This window comes from Saccharospirillum salsuginis (assembly GCF_014651855.1).
GTDB lineage: Bacteria > Pseudomonadota > Gammaproteobacteria > Pseudomonadales > Natronospirillaceae > Saccharospirillum > Saccharospirillum salsuginis.
Genome location: NZ_BMXR01000003.1, coordinates 151,885 through 168,918 on the forward strand (window position 1 = coordinate 151,885; position 17,034 = coordinate 168,918).

The 17,034-nt window shown below is 58.4% G+C and carries 16 protein-coding genes; 8 read left to right on the forward strand and 8 right to left on the reverse strand.

The window, feature by feature from the left end:
* Positions 1-225 precede the first annotated feature (225 nt).
* Both rnpA and rpmH read right to left on the reverse strand, forming a co-directional pair.
* Positions 226-618: a ribonuclease P protein component gene (rnpA, locus tag IE111_RS06860; RefSeq protein WP_189607782.1), complete on the reverse strand. Its 393-nt coding sequence runs from the start codon at positions 616-618 to the stop codon at positions 226-228.
* Between the two features lie 21 nt (positions 619-639).
* Positions 640-774, reverse strand: a complete 135-nt coding sequence (gene rpmH / locus IE111_RS06865; RefSeq protein ID WP_108126598.1) for a 50S ribosomal protein L34 — start codon at positions 772-774, stop codon at positions 640-642.
* Positions 775-1,431: 657 nt separating this feature from the next.
* Here rpmH and dnaA point away from each other — a divergent pair.
* Genes dnaA through gyrB form a run of 4 tightly spaced genes read left to right on the forward strand, consistent with a single transcriptional unit; the run spans position 1,432 to position 7,558 of the window.
* Positions 1,432-2,895, forward strand: coding sequence for a chromosomal replication initiator protein DnaA (dnaA, locus tag IE111_RS06870; protein ID WP_189607783.1), 1,464 nt, complete (start codon positions 1,432-1,434; stop codon positions 2,893-2,895).
* Positions 2,896-2,919: 24 nt separating this feature from the next.
* The gene (dnaN, locus tag IE111_RS06875) at positions 2,920-4,026 is read left to right on the forward strand and encodes a DNA polymerase III subunit beta (RefSeq protein WP_189608105.1); all 1,107 of its coding nucleotides are present in this window, start codon (positions 2,920-2,922) and stop codon (positions 4,024-4,026) included.
* 24 nt (positions 4,027-4,050) lie between these two features.
* Positions 4,051-5,151: a DNA replication/repair protein RecF gene (gene recF / locus IE111_RS06880; RefSeq protein WP_189607784.1), complete on the forward strand. Its 1,101-nt coding sequence runs from the start codon at positions 4,051-4,053 to the stop codon at positions 5,149-5,151.
* A complete protein-coding gene (gene gyrB, locus IE111_RS06885; protein WP_189607786.1) occupies positions 5,144-7,558 on the forward strand; it encodes a DNA topoisomerase (ATP-hydrolyzing) subunit B in 2,415 nt (804 codons plus the stop codon). Before recF ends, gyrB begins: the two co-directional genes overlap by 8 nt.
* A 113-nt stretch (positions 7,559-7,671) precedes the next feature.
* On the opposite strand, the gene IE111_RS06890 is transcribed toward gyrB, so the two are convergent.
* Together IE111_RS06890 and IE111_RS06895 are read right to left on the reverse strand one after the other, a co-directional pair.
* Entirely contained in the window at positions 7,672-7,980 is a 309-nt protein-coding gene (locus IE111_RS06890; protein WP_189607788.1) for an MGMT family protein, read from the reverse strand.
* Between the two features lie 142 nt (positions 7,981-8,122).
* Complete coding sequence (locus IE111_RS06895; RefSeq protein WP_189607789.1) at positions 8,123-8,608, reverse strand: peroxiredoxin; 486 nt, start codon at positions 8,606-8,608, stop codon at positions 8,123-8,125.
* A 189-nt stretch (positions 8,609-8,797) separates the two neighbouring features.
* On the opposite strand from IE111_RS06895, the gene IE111_RS06900 reads away from it, so the two are divergent.
* The gene (locus IE111_RS06900) at positions 8,798-11,152 is read left to right on the forward strand and encodes a hybrid sensor histidine kinase/response regulator (RefSeq protein ID WP_189607791.1); all 2,355 of its coding nucleotides are present in this window, start codon (positions 8,798-8,800) and stop codon (positions 11,150-11,152) included.
* Here the strand turns inward: IE111_RS06900 and IE111_RS06905 are convergent.
* The 4 genes from IE111_RS06905 to IE111_RS06920 form a co-directional block, all read right to left on the reverse strand.
* Positions 11,144-12,637 (reverse strand): GGDEF domain-containing protein, encoded by a 1,494-nt coding sequence (locus IE111_RS06905; protein WP_189607792.1) that lies wholly within the window; start codon positions 12,635-12,637, stop codon positions 11,144-11,146. The two genes, IE111_RS06900 and IE111_RS06905, sit on opposite strands and share 9 nt — an antisense overlap.
* Before the next feature lie 219 nt (positions 12,638-12,856).
* Positions 12,857-13,678 (reverse strand): endonuclease/exonuclease/phosphatase family protein, encoded by an 822-nt coding sequence (locus IE111_RS06910; RefSeq protein ID WP_189607794.1) that lies wholly within the window; start codon positions 13,676-13,678, stop codon positions 12,857-12,859.
* 113 nt (positions 13,679-13,791) lie between these two features.
* Entirely contained in the window at positions 13,792-14,421 is a 630-nt protein-coding gene (locus tag IE111_RS06915; protein WP_189607797.1) for a thiol:disulfide interchange protein DsbA/DsbL, read from the reverse strand.
* Positions 14,422-14,566: 145 nt separating this feature from the next.
* Positions 14,567-15,202, reverse strand: coding sequence for a c-type cytochrome (locus IE111_RS06920; protein WP_189607799.1), 636 nt, complete (start codon positions 15,200-15,202; stop codon positions 14,567-14,569).
* Between the two features lie 394 nt (positions 15,203-15,596).
* Here IE111_RS06920 and yihA point away from each other — a divergent pair, with 394 nt between their 5' ends.
* The 3 genes from yihA to purE all read left to right on the forward strand — a co-directional run bounded on the left by yihA (position 15,597) and on the right by purE (position 17,034).
* Entirely contained in the window at positions 15,597-16,205 is a 609-nt protein-coding gene (gene yihA, locus IE111_RS06925; RefSeq protein ID WP_189607800.1) for a ribosome biogenesis GTP-binding protein YihA/YsxC, read from the forward strand.
* A gap of 65 nt (positions 16,206-16,270) precedes the next feature.
* Positions 16,271-16,522: a YheV family putative zinc ribbon protein gene (locus tag IE111_RS06930; RefSeq protein ID WP_189607801.1), complete on the forward strand. Its 252-nt coding sequence runs from the start codon at positions 16,271-16,273 to the stop codon at positions 16,520-16,522.
* A 5-nt stretch (positions 16,523-16,527) separates the two neighbouring features.
* Positions 16,528-17,034 carry a 5-(carboxyamino)imidazole ribonucleotide mutase gene (gene purE, locus IE111_RS06935; RefSeq protein WP_268245019.1) on the forward strand — a complete coding sequence of 169 codons (507 nt, stop codon included), beginning with the start codon at positions 16,528-16,530 and terminating at the stop codon, positions 17,032-17,034.

Consider the following 17,034-nt stretch of genomic DNA (forward strand, 5'->3'; position numbering starts at 1 on the left):
CTGTCCAGGCGCATTTTTGCCAGCCAAACTGGGGGTTGTTTGGGTTTTGTGGTTGGAACCCGTGTGCGGGGTGGGGTATGTCCTTCCAGGGACCGCTGTGAACCCGTCCATGGGCGCTTAGCTTCGCCATCCATGGCTCAGATGTCCCCTCCAGGACAAACCCCACCCCGCCCACTAGCCTTGTGTGCAAAAATCCGATCAACTCATTGATATTGACTGGGTTTGCTAACTCTCAGACTTTTCCACAGAGCCTTCCTGTTCCTTCAGCCAACGCCGGGATACTTTTCGAAACTGTTTGGCGAACGTCTTGTGGAGTTCTTCGTTGGACAGGCCGTCGAGGCCCTTGCGTCCGAGCAGGATGATGTCGATCGGGGGCAGGGTGTCGTAGTTCAGGCGGAAGACTTCGCGGGCGATGCGTTTGATGCGGTTACGGCCGACGGCGGTGCGGACGTTTTTCTTGGAGATGATGAACCCGAGACGGGCCTGGCCGGTCTGGGAACGGCGTGCCAGGAGCAGGCACTGAGGGAAGGCGGCTTTGGCTTCGACCTGGTCGAAGACCGAACGGAAATCCCCGGCGGTGAGCAGACGATGCGTGCGGGGATGTCCGTTGGCAGACACGAAATCGGCAGCGAGTGCCGATTAAACGGTCAGGGCGGCGCGGCCGCGAGCGCGACGACGGGCCAGGACCTTACGGCCGTTCTTGGTGGCCATGCGGGCACGGAAACCGTGAGTGCGCTTGCGCTTCAGTACGCTGGGCTGAAAAGTACGTTTCATAGTCGGATCTCACACCAGGATGGGAAGCGGGGCTTCCGGTTATGCGTTTTTACCACTCCGGTTCGGAGCAGTGCTCTGAATTTGGACGGCGGATTCTAAAGAGTTTCTGCCGGTAGATCAATGACGGATTTTTGAACAACACAAACGAGTTCGCATTGGATCGCTCGGAACGTGAAAAAGAAAAGAATTAAGTATGTATGTGTGTTTTTTAGGATAGTACGTAGTTATTCATTACTTGTGTCGGCGGTTTTCTGTGCAAAAGAGTAAAAAATCTATATAAAACAATGAGTTACCGGTTTAGTAACTGCTTGGCATCCTGGTGGGGGACTGGTTGGAACCGGTGGGGAAGCGGTGTATGAAACACCGGTTTATCCACCGCTATTCGGTCCCCGACTTGTTCATCCGGTTACACACAGGGTTGCGCGCCCGCTTACACACAAGGTTTTAAACAGGGGGTCGGCCGCTGAATGGCGACGACATTCTGTTCCGGTGTCGCCTCTATCGGCGCTAACAGAAGGGAGCCCCCCCGGACAGTGGATAAGTCATTGTTTTTCTATATAAAGAAGGCGGTTTTTTGCCGGGCTGGTAACTGGCATGGAGGCTGTGGGCAAGTTAGAATGTCCGGCTCACTGAAACCCACATTCCGCCGGAGTCTTTGTGCCCGAGTCAGCCTGGCAACAGTGCCTGGATCTGTTGCGCGGCGAGGTGCCCTCGCATCAGTTCAATACCTGGATTCGCCCGCTCAGCCATCGGCTGGACGGGGAGGACCTGGTATTGCTGGCGCCCAATCGTTTTGTCGGCAATTGGGTGCGGGATAAGTACCTGCATCGGATTCAGGAATTGATGGGGCAGTTCGGCGCACCGGAAACCGAAGTCATGGTGGAGGTCAAGGCCCGTTCCGAGCGTCGTCGTCCGGCGCGGCGTCCGCGCGAGGCCCCCACCGTCGAATCGCCCGCGCGGCCGAACGGGTCGACTACCGAGGCGGTTACCGAAGAGACGCCGGCACCGCGTGCCGAACCGGCTCCGGTCGTCGCCGAGCGCCTGGGTAATGAACCGGTGCAGGTGCAAACCACCGGTTCCCAACGGGGCAAGGGCAAGTTTCAGAGTTATCTGAACCCGGGCTTTACGTTCGCCTCCTTCGTCGAGGGCAAGTCGAACCAGCTCGCGCTGGCGGCGAGCCAGCAGGTGGCCGAGAACGCCGGTGGCGCCTATAACCCATTGTTCATCTACGGCGGTGTCGGTCTGGGTAAGACCCACTTGATGCAGGCCATCGGTAACCACATTGTCGAGCAGAACCCCGGCGCCAAAGTGGTGTATCTGCATTCCGAGCGGTTTGTGGCGGACATGGTGAAGGCGTTGCAGCTGAACGCCATGGCCGAGTTCAAGCGGTTTTATCGCAGCCTGGATGCCCTGCTGATCGACGACATCCAGTTCTTCGCCAAGAAAGACCGCTCTCAGGAAGAGTTTTTCCACACCTTCAACGCCTTGCTGGAAGGCAATCAACAGGTGATCCTGACCTGTGATCGTTATCCCAAGGAGATCGAAGGCCTGGAGGACCGGTTGAAGAGTCGCTTTGGCTGGGGGCTGACGGTGGCGGTGGAGCCGCCGGATCTGGAAACCCGGGTGGCGATTCTGATGAAGAAGGCTGAAAAAGCCCGGGTAAAATTACCGGCCGACGCGGCTTTTTTCATCGCCCAGCGCATCCGCTCCAATGTGCGGGAGCTCGAAGGCGCCCTGAAACGCGTCGTGGCCAATGCCCAGTTCACCGGTGCGGCCATCAATACGGCTTTTGTGAAAGAGTCGCTCAAGGACCTCTTGGCCTTGCAGGACAAACAAGTCAGTATTGAGAACATCCAGCGCACCGTCGCCGAATACTACAAGATCAAGATATCCGATTTGCATTCCAAGCGCCGCAGTCGCAGCATCGCCCGGCCACGCCAGGTCGCCATGGCGCTGGCCAAGGAACTGACCCAGCACAGCCTGCCGGAAATCGGCGAGGCGTTCGGCGGTCGGGACCACACCACGGTGCTGCACGCCTGTCGCAAGGTGAAGGAACTGCGCGAGACAACTCAGGATATCAACGAAGATTACAACAACCTCTTACGAACGCTGACCACCTGATAAAGGGATGGAAACGGACTCATGATTCAATTCACTCTGTCACGTGATACTTTGCTCAAACCTCTGCAACTGGTGGGAGGCGTTGTCGAGAAGCGTCAAACCCTGCCGGTCCTGTCCAATGTCCTGCTCGAGGTGGAAGGCAATCAATTGTCCCTGACCGGGACCGATCTGGAAGTGGAGATCGTCGGTCGGGTCGAGCTCGCCGAAGCCGCCGCCGACGGGGCCATCACCGTACCGGCGCGCAAGTTGCTCGATATCGTCAAGTCGCTGCCGGACGATGCGCCGATCAGCCTGAAGCAAAACGAAGACCGGGTGATGGTGACCAGTGGTCGCAGCCGCTTCACCTTGTCGACGTTGCCGGCGTCGGACTTCCCGAACATCGAGGAAGACGAGAACACCCTCAACCTGACGTTGCCGCAAAAGACACTCAAGCACCTGGTCGACGCGACTGCGTTCGCCATGGCCCAGCAGGACGTTCGCTATTACCTGAACGGCATGCTGCTGGAACTGAGCCCGAACATGGTCCGCACCGTGACCACCGACGGTCACCGTCTGGCCACAAGCAGCCAGCCGGTCGACGGCCTGAGCGTCGAAGAGCGCAAGCAGGTCATCGTGCCGCGCAAGGGCATTCTCGAACTGAACCGCCTGATGGGCGACGGGGACGAAACCGTCGATCTGTCGCTGAGCGCCAATCACATCCGTGCCAATACCGCGGCCTTCACCTTCACCTCCAAGCTGGTCGACGGCAAATTCCCGGACTATGAGCGGGTGATCCCGCGTGGCGGCGACAAGGAAGTGATCGGTGACCGGCAGGCTTTGCGGTCCATCTTCAGCCGGGCGGCCATCCTGTCGAACGAGAAGTACCGGGGCGTGCGCTTGCTGCTCAGCGAGAACAACCTGATGGTCAAGGCGAACAACCCGGAGCAGGAAGAGGCCGAGGTGAATCAGGAAATCGATTATCAGGGTCCGGAGCTGGAAGTCGGTTTCAATGTGAATTACCTGCTGGACGTGCTTAACGTCACCGACGGCGAACAGGTGCGCATGGTGCTCGCCGACGCCAACTCCAGTGCCTTGCTGAGTGATTTCGACGACGATTCCTCGCTGTACGTCATCATGCCGATGCGTCTCTAGTCCGCACGGGTTCGCCCCTCAGGGATGTCGATTGTCCGTTTGTCCATCCAGGGTGTTCGAAACATCGCGAACACCCAATTTCACCCCGGCCCCGGCGTCAATGTGTTGCACGGCGATAACGGGGCGGGGAAGTCCTCTGTTCTGGAGGCCATTCACCTGCTGGCGCTGGCCCGCTCCTTCAAAGTCTCCCGCACCCGCACCCTGATTCGGGACGGTGACGATCAGGCCGTCGTCTTCGCGGAACTCGACTCCGGCACCCGAATCGGCGTGCAACGCTCACGCAACGGCCAGCACGGTATTCGCGTGAATGGTGAGCCGGTGGCCGCCGTTTCCGAACTCGCACACCGACTTCCGTTGCAGCTGATACACAGCGATTCCTTCCTGTTGCTTGAAGGCTCTCCGGGGCATCGACGCCAGTTTCTGGACTGGGGCGTCTTCCATCAGGATACCGCCTTTCACGCCGCCTGGCAGAATGCCCAAAAAAGCCTGAAAAACCGGAACTCTCTGCTGCGATCTGGTAGAATAGACCGGTCCCAGTTGGCCGTCTGGCAGCGGGAATTTCTGCTGGCGGCGGAACACATCGACGCCTTGCGCAAGCATTATCTGGAAGGTTTTGTCCCCCTGTTTCACCAGGTGCTCGATCAGTTGATCGAATTGCCGGATTTGCGCATTCATTATTACCGCGGATGGGACAAGAGCCGGACCTTGGCCGATGTTCTGGACAACCAATGGGATCGGGACATCAAGCTGGGATACACCCAGTCCGGCCCGCAGCGCGCCGACATGCGCATCAAGGTGCGCAGTCAGGCGGCCAGCGATGTGCTGTCACGCGGCCAGCAAAAACTGGTGGTCTGTGCGCTCAAGGTGGCGCAAAGCCTGCACCTCCAGGCCGAACACAATCGACCCACCACCTTTTTGGTGGACGACTTGCCGGCGGAACTCGACCGGCACCACATTCGAAAATTGGGGTCGCTGATGGAAGGGTTGACCGGTCAGGTATTCATGACCAGTGTCGACCCGGCGCCCTTACACGATTTTTGGCAATCGCCGGACCGGATCCGAATGTTCCACGTGGAACAGGGTCAGGTTTTCCCGGCGGATGATTTGGAGCAACCCGATGAGTAACAGTTACGATTCTTCCAGTATCAAGGTGCTGAAAGGCCTGGATGCCGTCCGTAAGCGCCCCGGCATGTACATCGGGGACACCGACGACGGCACCGGTCTGCATCACATGGTGTTCGAGGTGGTGGACAACTCCATCGATGAAGCTTTGGCCGGATACTGCACGGACATCAGGGTCACCATTCATCCGGACGAATCGATATCCGTTGAAGACAACGGTCGCGGAATACCCACCGACATGCATTCGGAAGAGGGCAAGTCCGCCGCCGAAGTGATCATGACGGTACTGCACGCCGGCGGTAAGTTCGACGACAACAGCTACAAGGTATCCGGCGGTCTCCACGGTGTTGGCGTATCGGTGGTGAACGCACTGTCTTCCGAGCTGATACTGACGGTGCGACGCGCCGGCAAGGTGCATGAGCAAACCTACATCCACGGCGTCCCCAAGGCGCCTCTGGCGGTCGTCGGCGATGCCGATCACTCCGGCACCACCATTCATTTCAAACCCTCGCCCGAGACTTTCAACAACATCGAATTCTCCTACGACATTCTGGCCAAACGGTTGCGCGAATTGAGCTTCCTGAACTCGGGTGTCGGCATCTACCTGAAGGACGAGCGTTCCGGGAAAGAGGAATACTTCAAGTACGAGGGCGGCCTGAAAGCCTTCGTCGAATACCTGAACAAGAACAAGCAGACGCTGAACCAGGTGTTTCACTTCTCCTACCAGCGGGAAGAAGACGGCATCGGCGTCGAAGTGGCGATGCAGTGGAACGACAGCTATCAGGAAAACATTCTCTGCTACACCAACAACATTCCCCAGCGTGACGGCGGTACGCATCTGGCCGGTTTCCGGGCCGCACTGACGCGCACGCTGAACAACTACATTCAGAATGAAAACCTGCAGAAGAAGCACAAGGTTCAGACCACGGGCGATGATGCCCGGGAAGGCCTGACCGCCATCATTTCGGTCAAGGTGCCGGATCCGAAATTCAGCTCCCAGACCAAGGACAAGCTGGTCTCCAGCGAAGTGAAGCCGGCGGTCGAGCAGGAGATGGGTAAGACCCTGAACGATTACCTGCTGGAAAACCCGAACGAAGCCAAGGTACTGGTCGGCAAGATGATCGATGCCGCCCGTGCCCGGGAAGCGGCCCGCAAGGCCCGCGACATGACCCGGCGCAAGGGGGCTCTCGACATCGCCGGTCTGCCCGGCAAACTGGCGGACTGTCAGGAAAAAGACCCGGCGCTGTCCGAACTCTACCTGGTGGAGGGTGACTCGGCCGGCGGGTCCGCCAAACAGGGTCGGGACCGCCGGACCCAGGCGATCCTTCCGCTCAAGGGTAAGATCCTGAACGTCGAGAAAGCCCGATTCGACAAGATGCTGCAATCCGCCGAGGTCGGCACCCTGATCACCGCTCTGGGTTGCGGCATCGGCCGTGAAGAATTCAACATCGAAAAACTGCGTTACCACTCCATCATTATCATGACGGATGCGGACGTCGACGGTTCTCACATCCGCACCCTGCTGCTGACCTTCTTCTTCCGGCAAATGCCGGAACTGATCGAGAACGGTCATGTCTTCATCGCCCAGCCGCCGCTGTTCAAGTTGAAGAAGGGCAAGCAGGAACAGTACATCAAGGACGAGAAGACACTGGAACAGTATCTGTTGTCCCAGGCGCTCGACGGTACCGAGCTTTACGTCAACGAAAACGCGCCCGCGATTCGCGATGCGCACCTGGAAGGGCTGGTTAACCAGTTCAAGGACGTGATGAGCCGCATCGACCGGATGAGCCGTGTGTATCCCAAGGCGGTGCTGGAGCAGATGATCTACATGCCGGAGCTGACACCGGACATGCTCGCCGACCAGAATCAGGTCAGTGAATGGGTCGATCGACTCAGTGACCTGTTGATGGACACCCTGGCCGGCAGCACCGTCTACCAGCTGTCGCTGACCGAGGACCATGAACGTCATCTGTTTGTGCCCAAGGTACAGGCCATTGCCCACGGACTGGCCACCGATTATCAGTTCTCCCACGCCTTCTTCGAAAGCAAGGAGTACCAGGCGATTGTTGAACTGAACAAGGTGCTGGACGGCCTGATCGAAGAGGGCGCCTACCTGCAACGGGGTGACAAGAAACATCCGGTCGCCAACTTTGAAGAAGTCATCGATTGGATGATGGGCGAAGCCAAGCGGGGTTACTCGATTCAACGCTACAAGGGGCTGGGTGAAATGAACCCCGAACAGCTGTGGGAAACGACGATGGATCCGGAATCCCGCCGCATGCTGCGCGTTTCCATCGAGGATGCCATCGCAGCCGACCAGATCTTCAACACCCTGATGGGCGATGAAGTCGAACCGCGCCGGGCATTCATTGAAAGCAACGCCTTGCTGGTCACCAACCTCGACTACTGATATACCGCTTCAAGCAGACGTAAAAAAGGGAAAGGCCGTTCGGCCTTTCCCTTTTTTTATGCCGGTTCCGCACGGTACGGGTTGTCATGTTCCACGTGGAACATGGTTAGAGATCAGTCCAGGCAGTCGGGCCAGAAGCGATCCTTGGGAAAGCGGCCGTTCTTATCCGGCAATAACCCTTCGAACGCCAGATTGTTGTACTGAGTCGCCGCGCCTTCGTGTTCGGTGATTTTGCGCTGACTGTTGATGATGCGAAACCAGGGCAGGCTGGTATCCCGAGGTAGGGTTCTTAACCAGGCTTGTATTTGACGAACATGGACGCCGCATAGTTCGGCGATGCGACCATAGCTGGTGTAATAGCCCTCCGGAATGGAGGACAACGTCTGGTAGAAAACGATCTTGGGATCGGGTTCAGTAGTCATAATGAACGAGGGTCCATTCGTTGTTTGACAAAAGTGTAGCAGGCATGGAGTAGGGGAGGGAGTGGATGAGTTGTGGGTGGGGGCGGTACAGGACGGTCGTAAAAGGTTCCACGTGGAACCTTTTACGCACACGTTTACCCGATCATTGCTCCAGAGCTTCCAATACCGCTTCAGCCGAACTCTTCTCGAACTGACCGGGCTCTTCCACCGCCAGCCAGGTCACGACGCCGTTGTCGGCCATTAAGGCAAAGCGTTTCGACCGAATACCCATGCCGCGTTGGCGCACGTCCATCTCCAAACCCAGAGCGGTGACAAAATCGGCATTGCCGTCGGCCAGCATATCGATGGCCTCCGCGTTGTGGGCCTGACCCCAGGCGTCCATGACAAAGGCATCGTTTACGCTCAAACAGCAGATCCGATCTACTCCCAGTGCCTTGATCCGGTCCGCGTTCACCACGAAACCCGGCAGATGCGACTGACTGCAGGTCGGGGTAAAAGCACCGGGTACCGCGAACAGCACGACTTTTTGGTTGGCGAACAGGGAATCAAAACTCTCACTGACCGGGCCGCCCTGCGCCATACGGTAGACTGTGAACTGGGGCAGGGTTTCGCCGACTTGTATGGACATGATGATGGTCTCTCCTTCGGGTTAGAGGCACAATAAGGGCTATGGTAACCCATTAGTTACGTCGACCCGACCGGTTTAGACCGTTTACGGAAACCCCGTGTTTGTCCAGACGCGAGCCAGACCCGACCGGGATACCGCGCCGCACTGGACAGGCTGTTTTCCCAATCAGAGAACCAAGGCAGTGACGCCATGACATCGGGCAAGACCGCCCCCACACGATTATTGTCCAACACCGGTTGGAGCCGGCTGGTCTATCTGTGCCTGCTGTTTGTGTTGGCCGTGCCTCTCGAAGCGGCGCAAACCAACCTCCAGAACGATGGTGTCCACAACATCGCGCCCAACATCGAGATATATGAGGACCCGAGTGGGCGGCGATCCCCGTTCGAGATACTGAGTCCGGAGGAGGCCGATCAGTGGTATCGCAACGACCAGGATGCGTTGAACCGGGGTTACGACAACACCGTAGTCTGGCTTCGATTCACACTGGACGCTTCCCGCTCAATCCACAAGCAATGGGATCTGGTCCTGGCCAACCCACTGCTGGACTACATCGACCTCTATCAGATATTCGACGATTCCGGCCCTCGACTGTTGTATCGCAGCGGTATGGCACGGCCATTCGACAATCGCCTGGAAGATCACCGGTTTTTTATCTTTCCGCTGGAGGTCTATGGGTCGACCACCTACCTGATGCGCATCGAGGCGCAAGCCACATCGATCATCCCTGTACACGCCTATCCCGAGAATGAATTCTGGTCGCCTCTGTTGAAGGCGGACATTCTGAACTGGCTCTACTTCGGCGTGATTCTGGCCATGGCGACCTACAACCTCTTCCTGTTCGTCACCGTTCGCGATACCAGCTACCTGTTTTATGTGCTGTTTATTTCGACATTCGGGCTGCTGCAGCTCTCTCTGGACGGCTATTTCTACCAATACCTCTGGTGGAATGATCGGGGATTCGACTACCGGATCAATTTCTGGCTGGCCGCCCTGGCGGTCATCTTCGCCGCGCTGTTCATCCTTCGTTTCCTGAGCCTGCGCCAGTTGTCCGGTCGGATCGCCCGAGTGATGGGGGCGGTCATCGTGGTTCAGTTGATCTATGTCGGGCTGACCTTCCAGCTGGAAATGGATACCTTCGCCCGACTGTTCGCCCCGAATCTGATCCTGTTTATGCTGTTGGCGATTGCCCTGGCGATTTACAGCTGGCGGCGGGGCATATACGCCGCCAAGTACTTCTGCCTGGCCTGGACCTTGTTCGGCATCGGCAACCTGCTGTTTTTGGGCGCGCGCAGCGGCTGGATCACCCTGCCGTTCCCACCGATGTTCGCTTCCAAACTCGGTTCCTTCCTGGAGACCATGCTGTTGAGTTTCGCGCTGGCGCATCGCATTCGGTCGCTGCGCGATGAACGGGAGAGGGAACGGATGCGGGCCGAGGCCCAGAGCCAGTTTCTGGCGCAAATCAGTCATGAGATTCGCACCCCGCTGAATGGCGTTCTGGGCATGACCGATGTCCTGGCGCGCACCCCGCTGACCGATGAACAGAAAACCTACGTCGACACCATTCAGGGATCGGGCGCGTCCCTGCTGACCCTGATCAACGACATTCTGGATTTTTCCAAAATCGAAGCGGGCAAGATGGAGCTGCACCGGGAAAAGGTGACCCTACCGATCCTGGCACGACAGCAGCTGCAATTGTTCCGTTCGCAGGCGGAGGAGAAGCAGCTGACGCTGGATCTGGATATCGCCGCAGCGGTGCCGGAGGACGTGATCATCGATGTACAGCGCTTGCGTCAGATCCTCGCCAACCTGATCAGTAACGCCATCAAGTTTACCGATAGTGGAAGCATCACCTTGTCCCTGGCACTCGACACGAGCGGTCCGCGTCCGCAACTGGTCTTTCGGGTTCGTGACACCGGCATCGGGATTCCGCTGAAGGCACAGGAAAATCTGTTCAGCCTTTATCATCAGGTCGATCCGCGCCGTCAGTTCGGCTCCGGCACCGGTTTGGGACTGGCCATCTGCCAACAGTTGGTGACCCTGATGGGGGGCTCGATCGAAGTCAGGAGTGAACCCGACCGGGGGTCCGAATTCACGGTTCGGGTGCCCTTCGATCCGGTATCCGGCCATACACCAATCGAGGTGAAATCCATGACGGAAGCGGCGCGCACGGGACTGAAGGTTCTCGTGGCCGAAGACAATATGGTCAACCAGCGGGTGATCGAAGGCCTGTTATCCAAACTGGGTCACGAGGTCACGCTGGTGCGCAACGGCAACGAGGCGGTGACCGAACGGTGTAAGTCCGATTTCGATTGCGACCTGGTGTTGATGGATTGTGAAATGCCCGATGTCGATGGCTACAAAGCCACGCGCTTCATCCGGGAATACGAACAATCCCAGGGCAAACCGGCGATTCCCATTGTGGCTTTGACGGCTCATGCCCTGGAGGACGTTCGCAACCGGTGCCTGTCGGCCGGTATGGACGACTTCCTGACCAAGCCGATCAACACACGTCTGTTGACCCGTGTCCTGGCTCGGCTAGTCTGAGCTGTTCGTCGTGACATCGCGAGCGGTGTCGGTGGGGGTAATCTGAGCCAGGGTGGTTCGGTTTCGACCCTCATCCTTGCTCCGGTAGAGGGCTTCGTCGGCGCGATGCATCCAGGTCTCCAGCCCCTCGTCCGTCTGGTACTCGGTCACGCCCATCGAAACCGTGATCTGGACCGGTTTGCCCTGGAAATTGAACGGGCACTCACTGATGTGCTGTCGCACCTTTTCCACCGCGACAAAGGCGTCTTCCTGAGCGGTCTGGGGTAACAACAGGATGAATTCCTCGCCGCCGAAACGCGCCAGATAGTCCGTCTCGCGTATCTGATCGTCCATCTGCTTGGCCAGAATTTTCAGCACCTTGTCGCCGGCCAGGTGGCCGAACTGATCGTTGATGCGTTTGAAATGGTCCACATCGATCAGTGCCAGACTCACCGGATGTCCGTACCGGCTGTTGCGTGCCATTTCATCGCGCAGGCGCAACTCGAAACCGTGGCGATTGGGCAGCTGGGTGAGCGGGTCGCGCATCGACAGTTCACGTTCATGCGTAACCTGCTGGATCAGCCGATGGTTGTCTTCCTGCAGCGCCTGTAATTGTTCATTCAACTCGTCCTGCCGCTGGGTCATGTCCTGGAGGCTCTTGCCGGTTCGCGACTGGAAATCGTTCAGCAGCGTTAACAGTCCATCCAGCGAATGATTCAGCGACTCACGCAACTGCTCCAGATTGGACGCATCGGAGATTTCCTGGCGGGCCCGGTTCAGTTGCGCATCGACATTGCGGCCGAGATCCTCGTTCAGTTCATTGAGGGCGCTCATCGACTGGCCGCCTTCGCTGATCAAGGCGTTGATGCGCTCGAGTTTCGAGTTCAACTCATTCAGATAGTGTTCGAACTGGCCTTTCTCGGCGTCCAACCGCTGTTGAATCAGCGATATGGTTTCGGCGGCCAGGTGGTCCAGTGTCGACCAGTCGGGCAGCGGCTCCAGGCGGGAGGCCAGGGACCGCAGGGCGCCGTCCTCGTCGCCCAGTATCGCGAGGGTGCGCAGCAGGGTGATGAACCGGGAACAGAGTTTTTGGCGAAGGCGTATGAGGGTGCTGTCGTCGTCGCCATCATTCGGCAGATCGCTGGGCAACTCACTGGGCAAAACATGCCGGACGTTTTCGAGCAGACCCAGGGCGTCGAACAAATATTGGCTTTGGGATTCGACTTCCTGCCGCAAGTCTGCGGGCGCGCTGTCAGCCAGTTTCAGTAAATCCCGGTAGAGCAGGTAGAGTTGCTGGGTGCCACGCTCGGCGACGTTCTCGATGCGATCGAAGCAGTCGTCGGTATGCTCCAGAGCCTGCCGAAAGGCATCGACATCCATGGACTCCCGCTCTCTCAGCGTTTGCTTCAGGGATTCCAGACCTGTGTCGAGATCCGCATCGATGCCGCGCAGCATAATGGACAAATCCAGGACGCCCCGACGCAACCATTCCTGTATTTCGTTCATTCCATCCTCAAATCACTGACCAGACAGGGTGTCTGGTTACCGCAAAACGACGCCAGGCGGGAGCCGAAACTCGGGCTGACCGCACTGGAATACCGGCCTGGTTTTCGTCAATCCAGGCGCTAAATGGTCAATTGACGCCAGTATAGCTGAATGAGGCCGATGGCGCCCCGGGTCGAGGGGGGTACGCGGAACAGAGCATGCACGATCCTATCCGGACGATCAGTGCAGTGGAGTGTCTCCGGGCAGCTCGATCTCCAGCGCCACCGGCAGATGATCCGACAGCGGAAAATCGAGAACCCCCATTTTGACGATCTGGAGATGCTGACTGACCAGGATATGGTCCAGGCAGCGTTGTGGTTGCCAGCTGGGGAAGGTGGCCCGCGCGTGCGCGGATTTGAGTCCGCAATCCTTCAACGGCGAGTCGTAGAGCAAACGCAGACTGTGGGTGTTCATATCGCCCATCAGGATAACGTGGTGGTATTGCTGGATCAGGTTGCGAATAAACCGTAATTGCTGGTCCTGGGTCCGCTTGCCGAGCGCCAGGTGCATCATGACGACCAGCAACGGATCCTCGTCACCGAGCTGGCAGGCGATGGCGCCGCGCCCGCGCGGGCCGGGCAGGGTGTGCATGTCGATGGTGTGCGGCTCGAAACGGCTGATCACACCGTTGCTGTGCTGGGCGAAGCGACCGAGATTGCGGTTGAGTTGCTGAAACCAGTAGGGCTGTCCGGAATGCTCGGCCAGGTATTCGACCTGGTTGACGAAGCCGCTGCGAAAACTGCCACCGTCGACTTCCTGCAGAGCGACGACATCGAAGTGGCGGACCAGGTCACTGATTTTATTGAGATTGTCGAGACGGGACCGGCAGGGCCAGACGTGTTGCCAGGATTTGAACAGGTAATCCTGGTAGCGGCGGGTATGGATGCCGACCTGGATGTTGTAACTGAGCAGACTCAGGTGATTGGGGCTGCGCTTTTGGAAAAAATCATCGGGAGCGCTGAGTTGGACCGGAAACTGACTGGGCGCAACAGCGCTTTTCATGGAATAACCCTCATCTGAACCCCATGGACCCGGCATTGCGGGGAGCGATGCCGGGATGCCCGCCGGATAGCGAACATCCCCAAGTGTAGCTCAAACGGCCCGGCTATGAAGGTTTACTCGGACGCGTCCCGGCGAATCAGCCAGACGGCGACGTCGAACATTTTCTCGTTTCCGCCGGCGGTGCGCCCGGTCACCAGGTACTTGCCGTTGACCACCAGGCTGGGTGTGCCCTGGACTTGGCTCATTTGTGTGACCTTCTGGGCCTGGTTGACCTTGACGTTGACCGCGAAGGAGTTGGCCATGTTCAGGTACTCGTCTTCGGATACACCAAAGCGGGTGTAGAACTCGGCGAAATCCTCGTCGCTGGACAGTCGATTGCGATTGATGTGAATCTCGTTGTAAGTCGCTTGGTGGCTTTCGTCCAGTATTTCCAGAAGCTCAGCCGCGTAGTAAGCCTTCACTTCCGCAGTTTGGCGGGGGTTGAACAATACCGGTACCGGCGTGAACCGGATGTCTTCCGGCTTGGACTGTTTCCACGATTGTACGAAGGGTTCGAGGTTAAAGCAGTGGATGCAGCTGTAGCTGAAGATCTCCATGATCTCACCGGCTTCGGAGCCCCGGTAGTTGGTCGGAATCTTTTCCGGCAGTACCTCAAAATGCTGACCAGCCTTGTATTCTTCAGCCTGGGCGAATCCCAGTGTCGCGCAGACGACAAGCGCGGCGCCAAGCAGTCGTTTGATCATCGATGACCGTCTCCATTCAGGATGTAATAAAGGAAGCAGGCTAAACTTTGCCTGAACCCCCGACACAAAAAAAGCGAAGGCCCGCACGGAGCCTTCGCTTTTCATTCTCTTTACCCCGTTTGAACCGGAGCTGAACGGCTGTACTTTACTGGTGCAGACCGTTGATGTAGCTGGCCAGCGCTTCGATCTCGAAGTCCTTCAGGCGGAAAGCGGTGGTCTGCATCATGCCGGAGTCACCGTCGTTCATCCGGGCGTCGTCGGACGGCTCTTCGGCGCGGTAGCCGCGGGCGAACTTGTTCAACTGGCTGGCGACGTAGTCGGCATGCTGACCGGCCAGGCGCGGGAAGGCGGCGGCTTCGATACCCTGGCCGGCCGGGTTGTGGCAGCCGGAGCAGGCCGGGACGCCGGTCTCGGGGTTACCACCGCGATACAGTTGTTCGCCGAGTTCGACCAGGCTGGGGTCGGCTTCGCCGGTGGTCATGGTTTGTTCGGCGTAGTAGGCGGCGATGTCTTCCAGCTGTTGCTGATCGTAACCGTCGAGCAGGCCGGTCATCTGGGTGACGACGCGGGCGCCGCTCTTGATGTCTTCCAGCTGTTTCAGCAGGTAGGGTTCGCCCTGGCCGGCCAGTTTGGGAAAGCTGGCGGCCGCGCTGTTGCCATCCGCACCGTGGCAGCCAGCGCAGGTGGCTGTGAGCTGTTCGCCGCGTTCGGCGTTACCTTCGGCTGAGGCCAGACCGGTGAACCCGGCAAGCATTACAAGGCCTACGATCAGTTTCTTCATGTCGCGTCCCGCAAGTCAAAATGAATGTGACATTTCGCCGCCGGTCCCCTCTGTCATAACCGGTTTGCAGCGACGTCGTTGGCAAAATATCGGGGCATTATATAGACAGGGACCTGTCATGAGAAGAAACCCCTTGATTTGGATGGATATTTTTCCACCAATCGTTGGTTCAGTGGCTGGGTTGGCTTCGGCTGGGTTTGCCTGGGAGGTCGGAACCCGCGCCCGACACCAGGGGATGCTCTTCCGGGGGCCGCTGTGGACGGGTTTACGGCGGTCCCTGGAAGAGCGCGCCCTGGCCCCGGCCGCGGGTTAATGGCACCCAATACAACCGTGAAAGGCGTAACCGAGGCACAATAAGGTACAATGGCGGTTTTGGAAGCCTAAGCACATTCCTATGTCTGCCATACGTTTTGATTCAGCCCGGTTTCTGACCAGTGCCCAGATGTTGTCACAGTGCCCCGAGGATGAGGGGTTTGAAGTGGCGTTCGCCGGGCGATCCAACGCCGGGAAGAGCAGTGCGCTGAATACGCTGACCCGTAACTCCAAGCTGGCGCGGACGTCGAAGACGCCAGGTCGGACCCAGTTGATCAACTTCTTTACCCTCTCCGACGGCCAGAGCCGGTTGGTGGATCTGCCCGGCTACGGGTACGCCAAGGTGAACCGGGAAATGAAGCAGGACTGGGAGAACTACATCGGCGAGTATTTGGCCGAGCGCCGCAGTCTGACCGGTTTGATCCTGCTGATGGACATTCGTCATCCGATGACAGAGTTCGACGAGATGATGGTGCGCTGGAGCATCGAGACCGAGATGCCGCTGCGGGTGCTGTTGACCAAAAGCGACAAATTGAAGAAGGGACCGGCGAAAAACGCCTTCCTGACCGTGCGGAACCAGCTGGAGTCCCAGGCCAACTGGCTGTCGGTGCAGATGTTCAGTTCCCTGAAGAAAGAAGGGGTTCAGGAGCTCGAAGCCTGGCTCAGATCGCGACTGGCTGACGAGTCCTGACCGCCTGGTCCAGTATGACGATCCACGGTCCGGTCGTTATAATGCCCGTTTTATAGAGAGGCCCTATGTCGATTCGATTTATTGCCGGTGCCGTCTGCCCGCGATGCGGTGAGATGGATACGCTCAAAGCCGGTACCGAAGACGACGGAAACACCCTGGTGCGCGAATGCGTCGATTGCGGTTACATCGATCGCATCAGCCAGGGGATCAACACGCCGAAGGAAGTGGACACCCGGGTGACTCCGAAACAACCGGAACCCGATGACACCGACGCCATCCCTGTAAAAATCATCGATCCCAACGCTCGAGAGGAATAATCGCAGTGTCCGACGCTCAGTCCGCGGCCATCAAGGTCGGTATTATTATGGGTTCCCAGTCCGACTGGGCCACTATGAGCCACACCGCCGATACCCTGAAGTCTCTGGGTATCCCGTTCGAAAGCCGCGTGGTGTCGGCCCACCGGACACCGGATTTGCTGTTCGAGTACGCCGAAGCGGCGGCCGGTCGGGGTCTGGAGGTGATCATCGCCGGGGCCGGCGGTGCGGCCCACCTGCCCGGGATGTGTGCGGCGAAGACGCATTTACCGGTACTGGGCGTGCCCGTTCAGAGCAGCATGCTCAGCGGTGTCGATTCACTGCTCAGTATCGTGCAGATGCCGGCCGGCGTACCGACGGCGACCCTGGCCATCGGTAAGGCCGGTGCGATCAACGCGGCCTTGCTGGCGGCGAGCATCCTGTCCAATCACGATGATAACGTCCGCGCGGCGCTGCTCGACTTTCGCCAGCAGCAGACCGACCGCGTTCTGGCCAACCCCATTCCCGGAGAATAA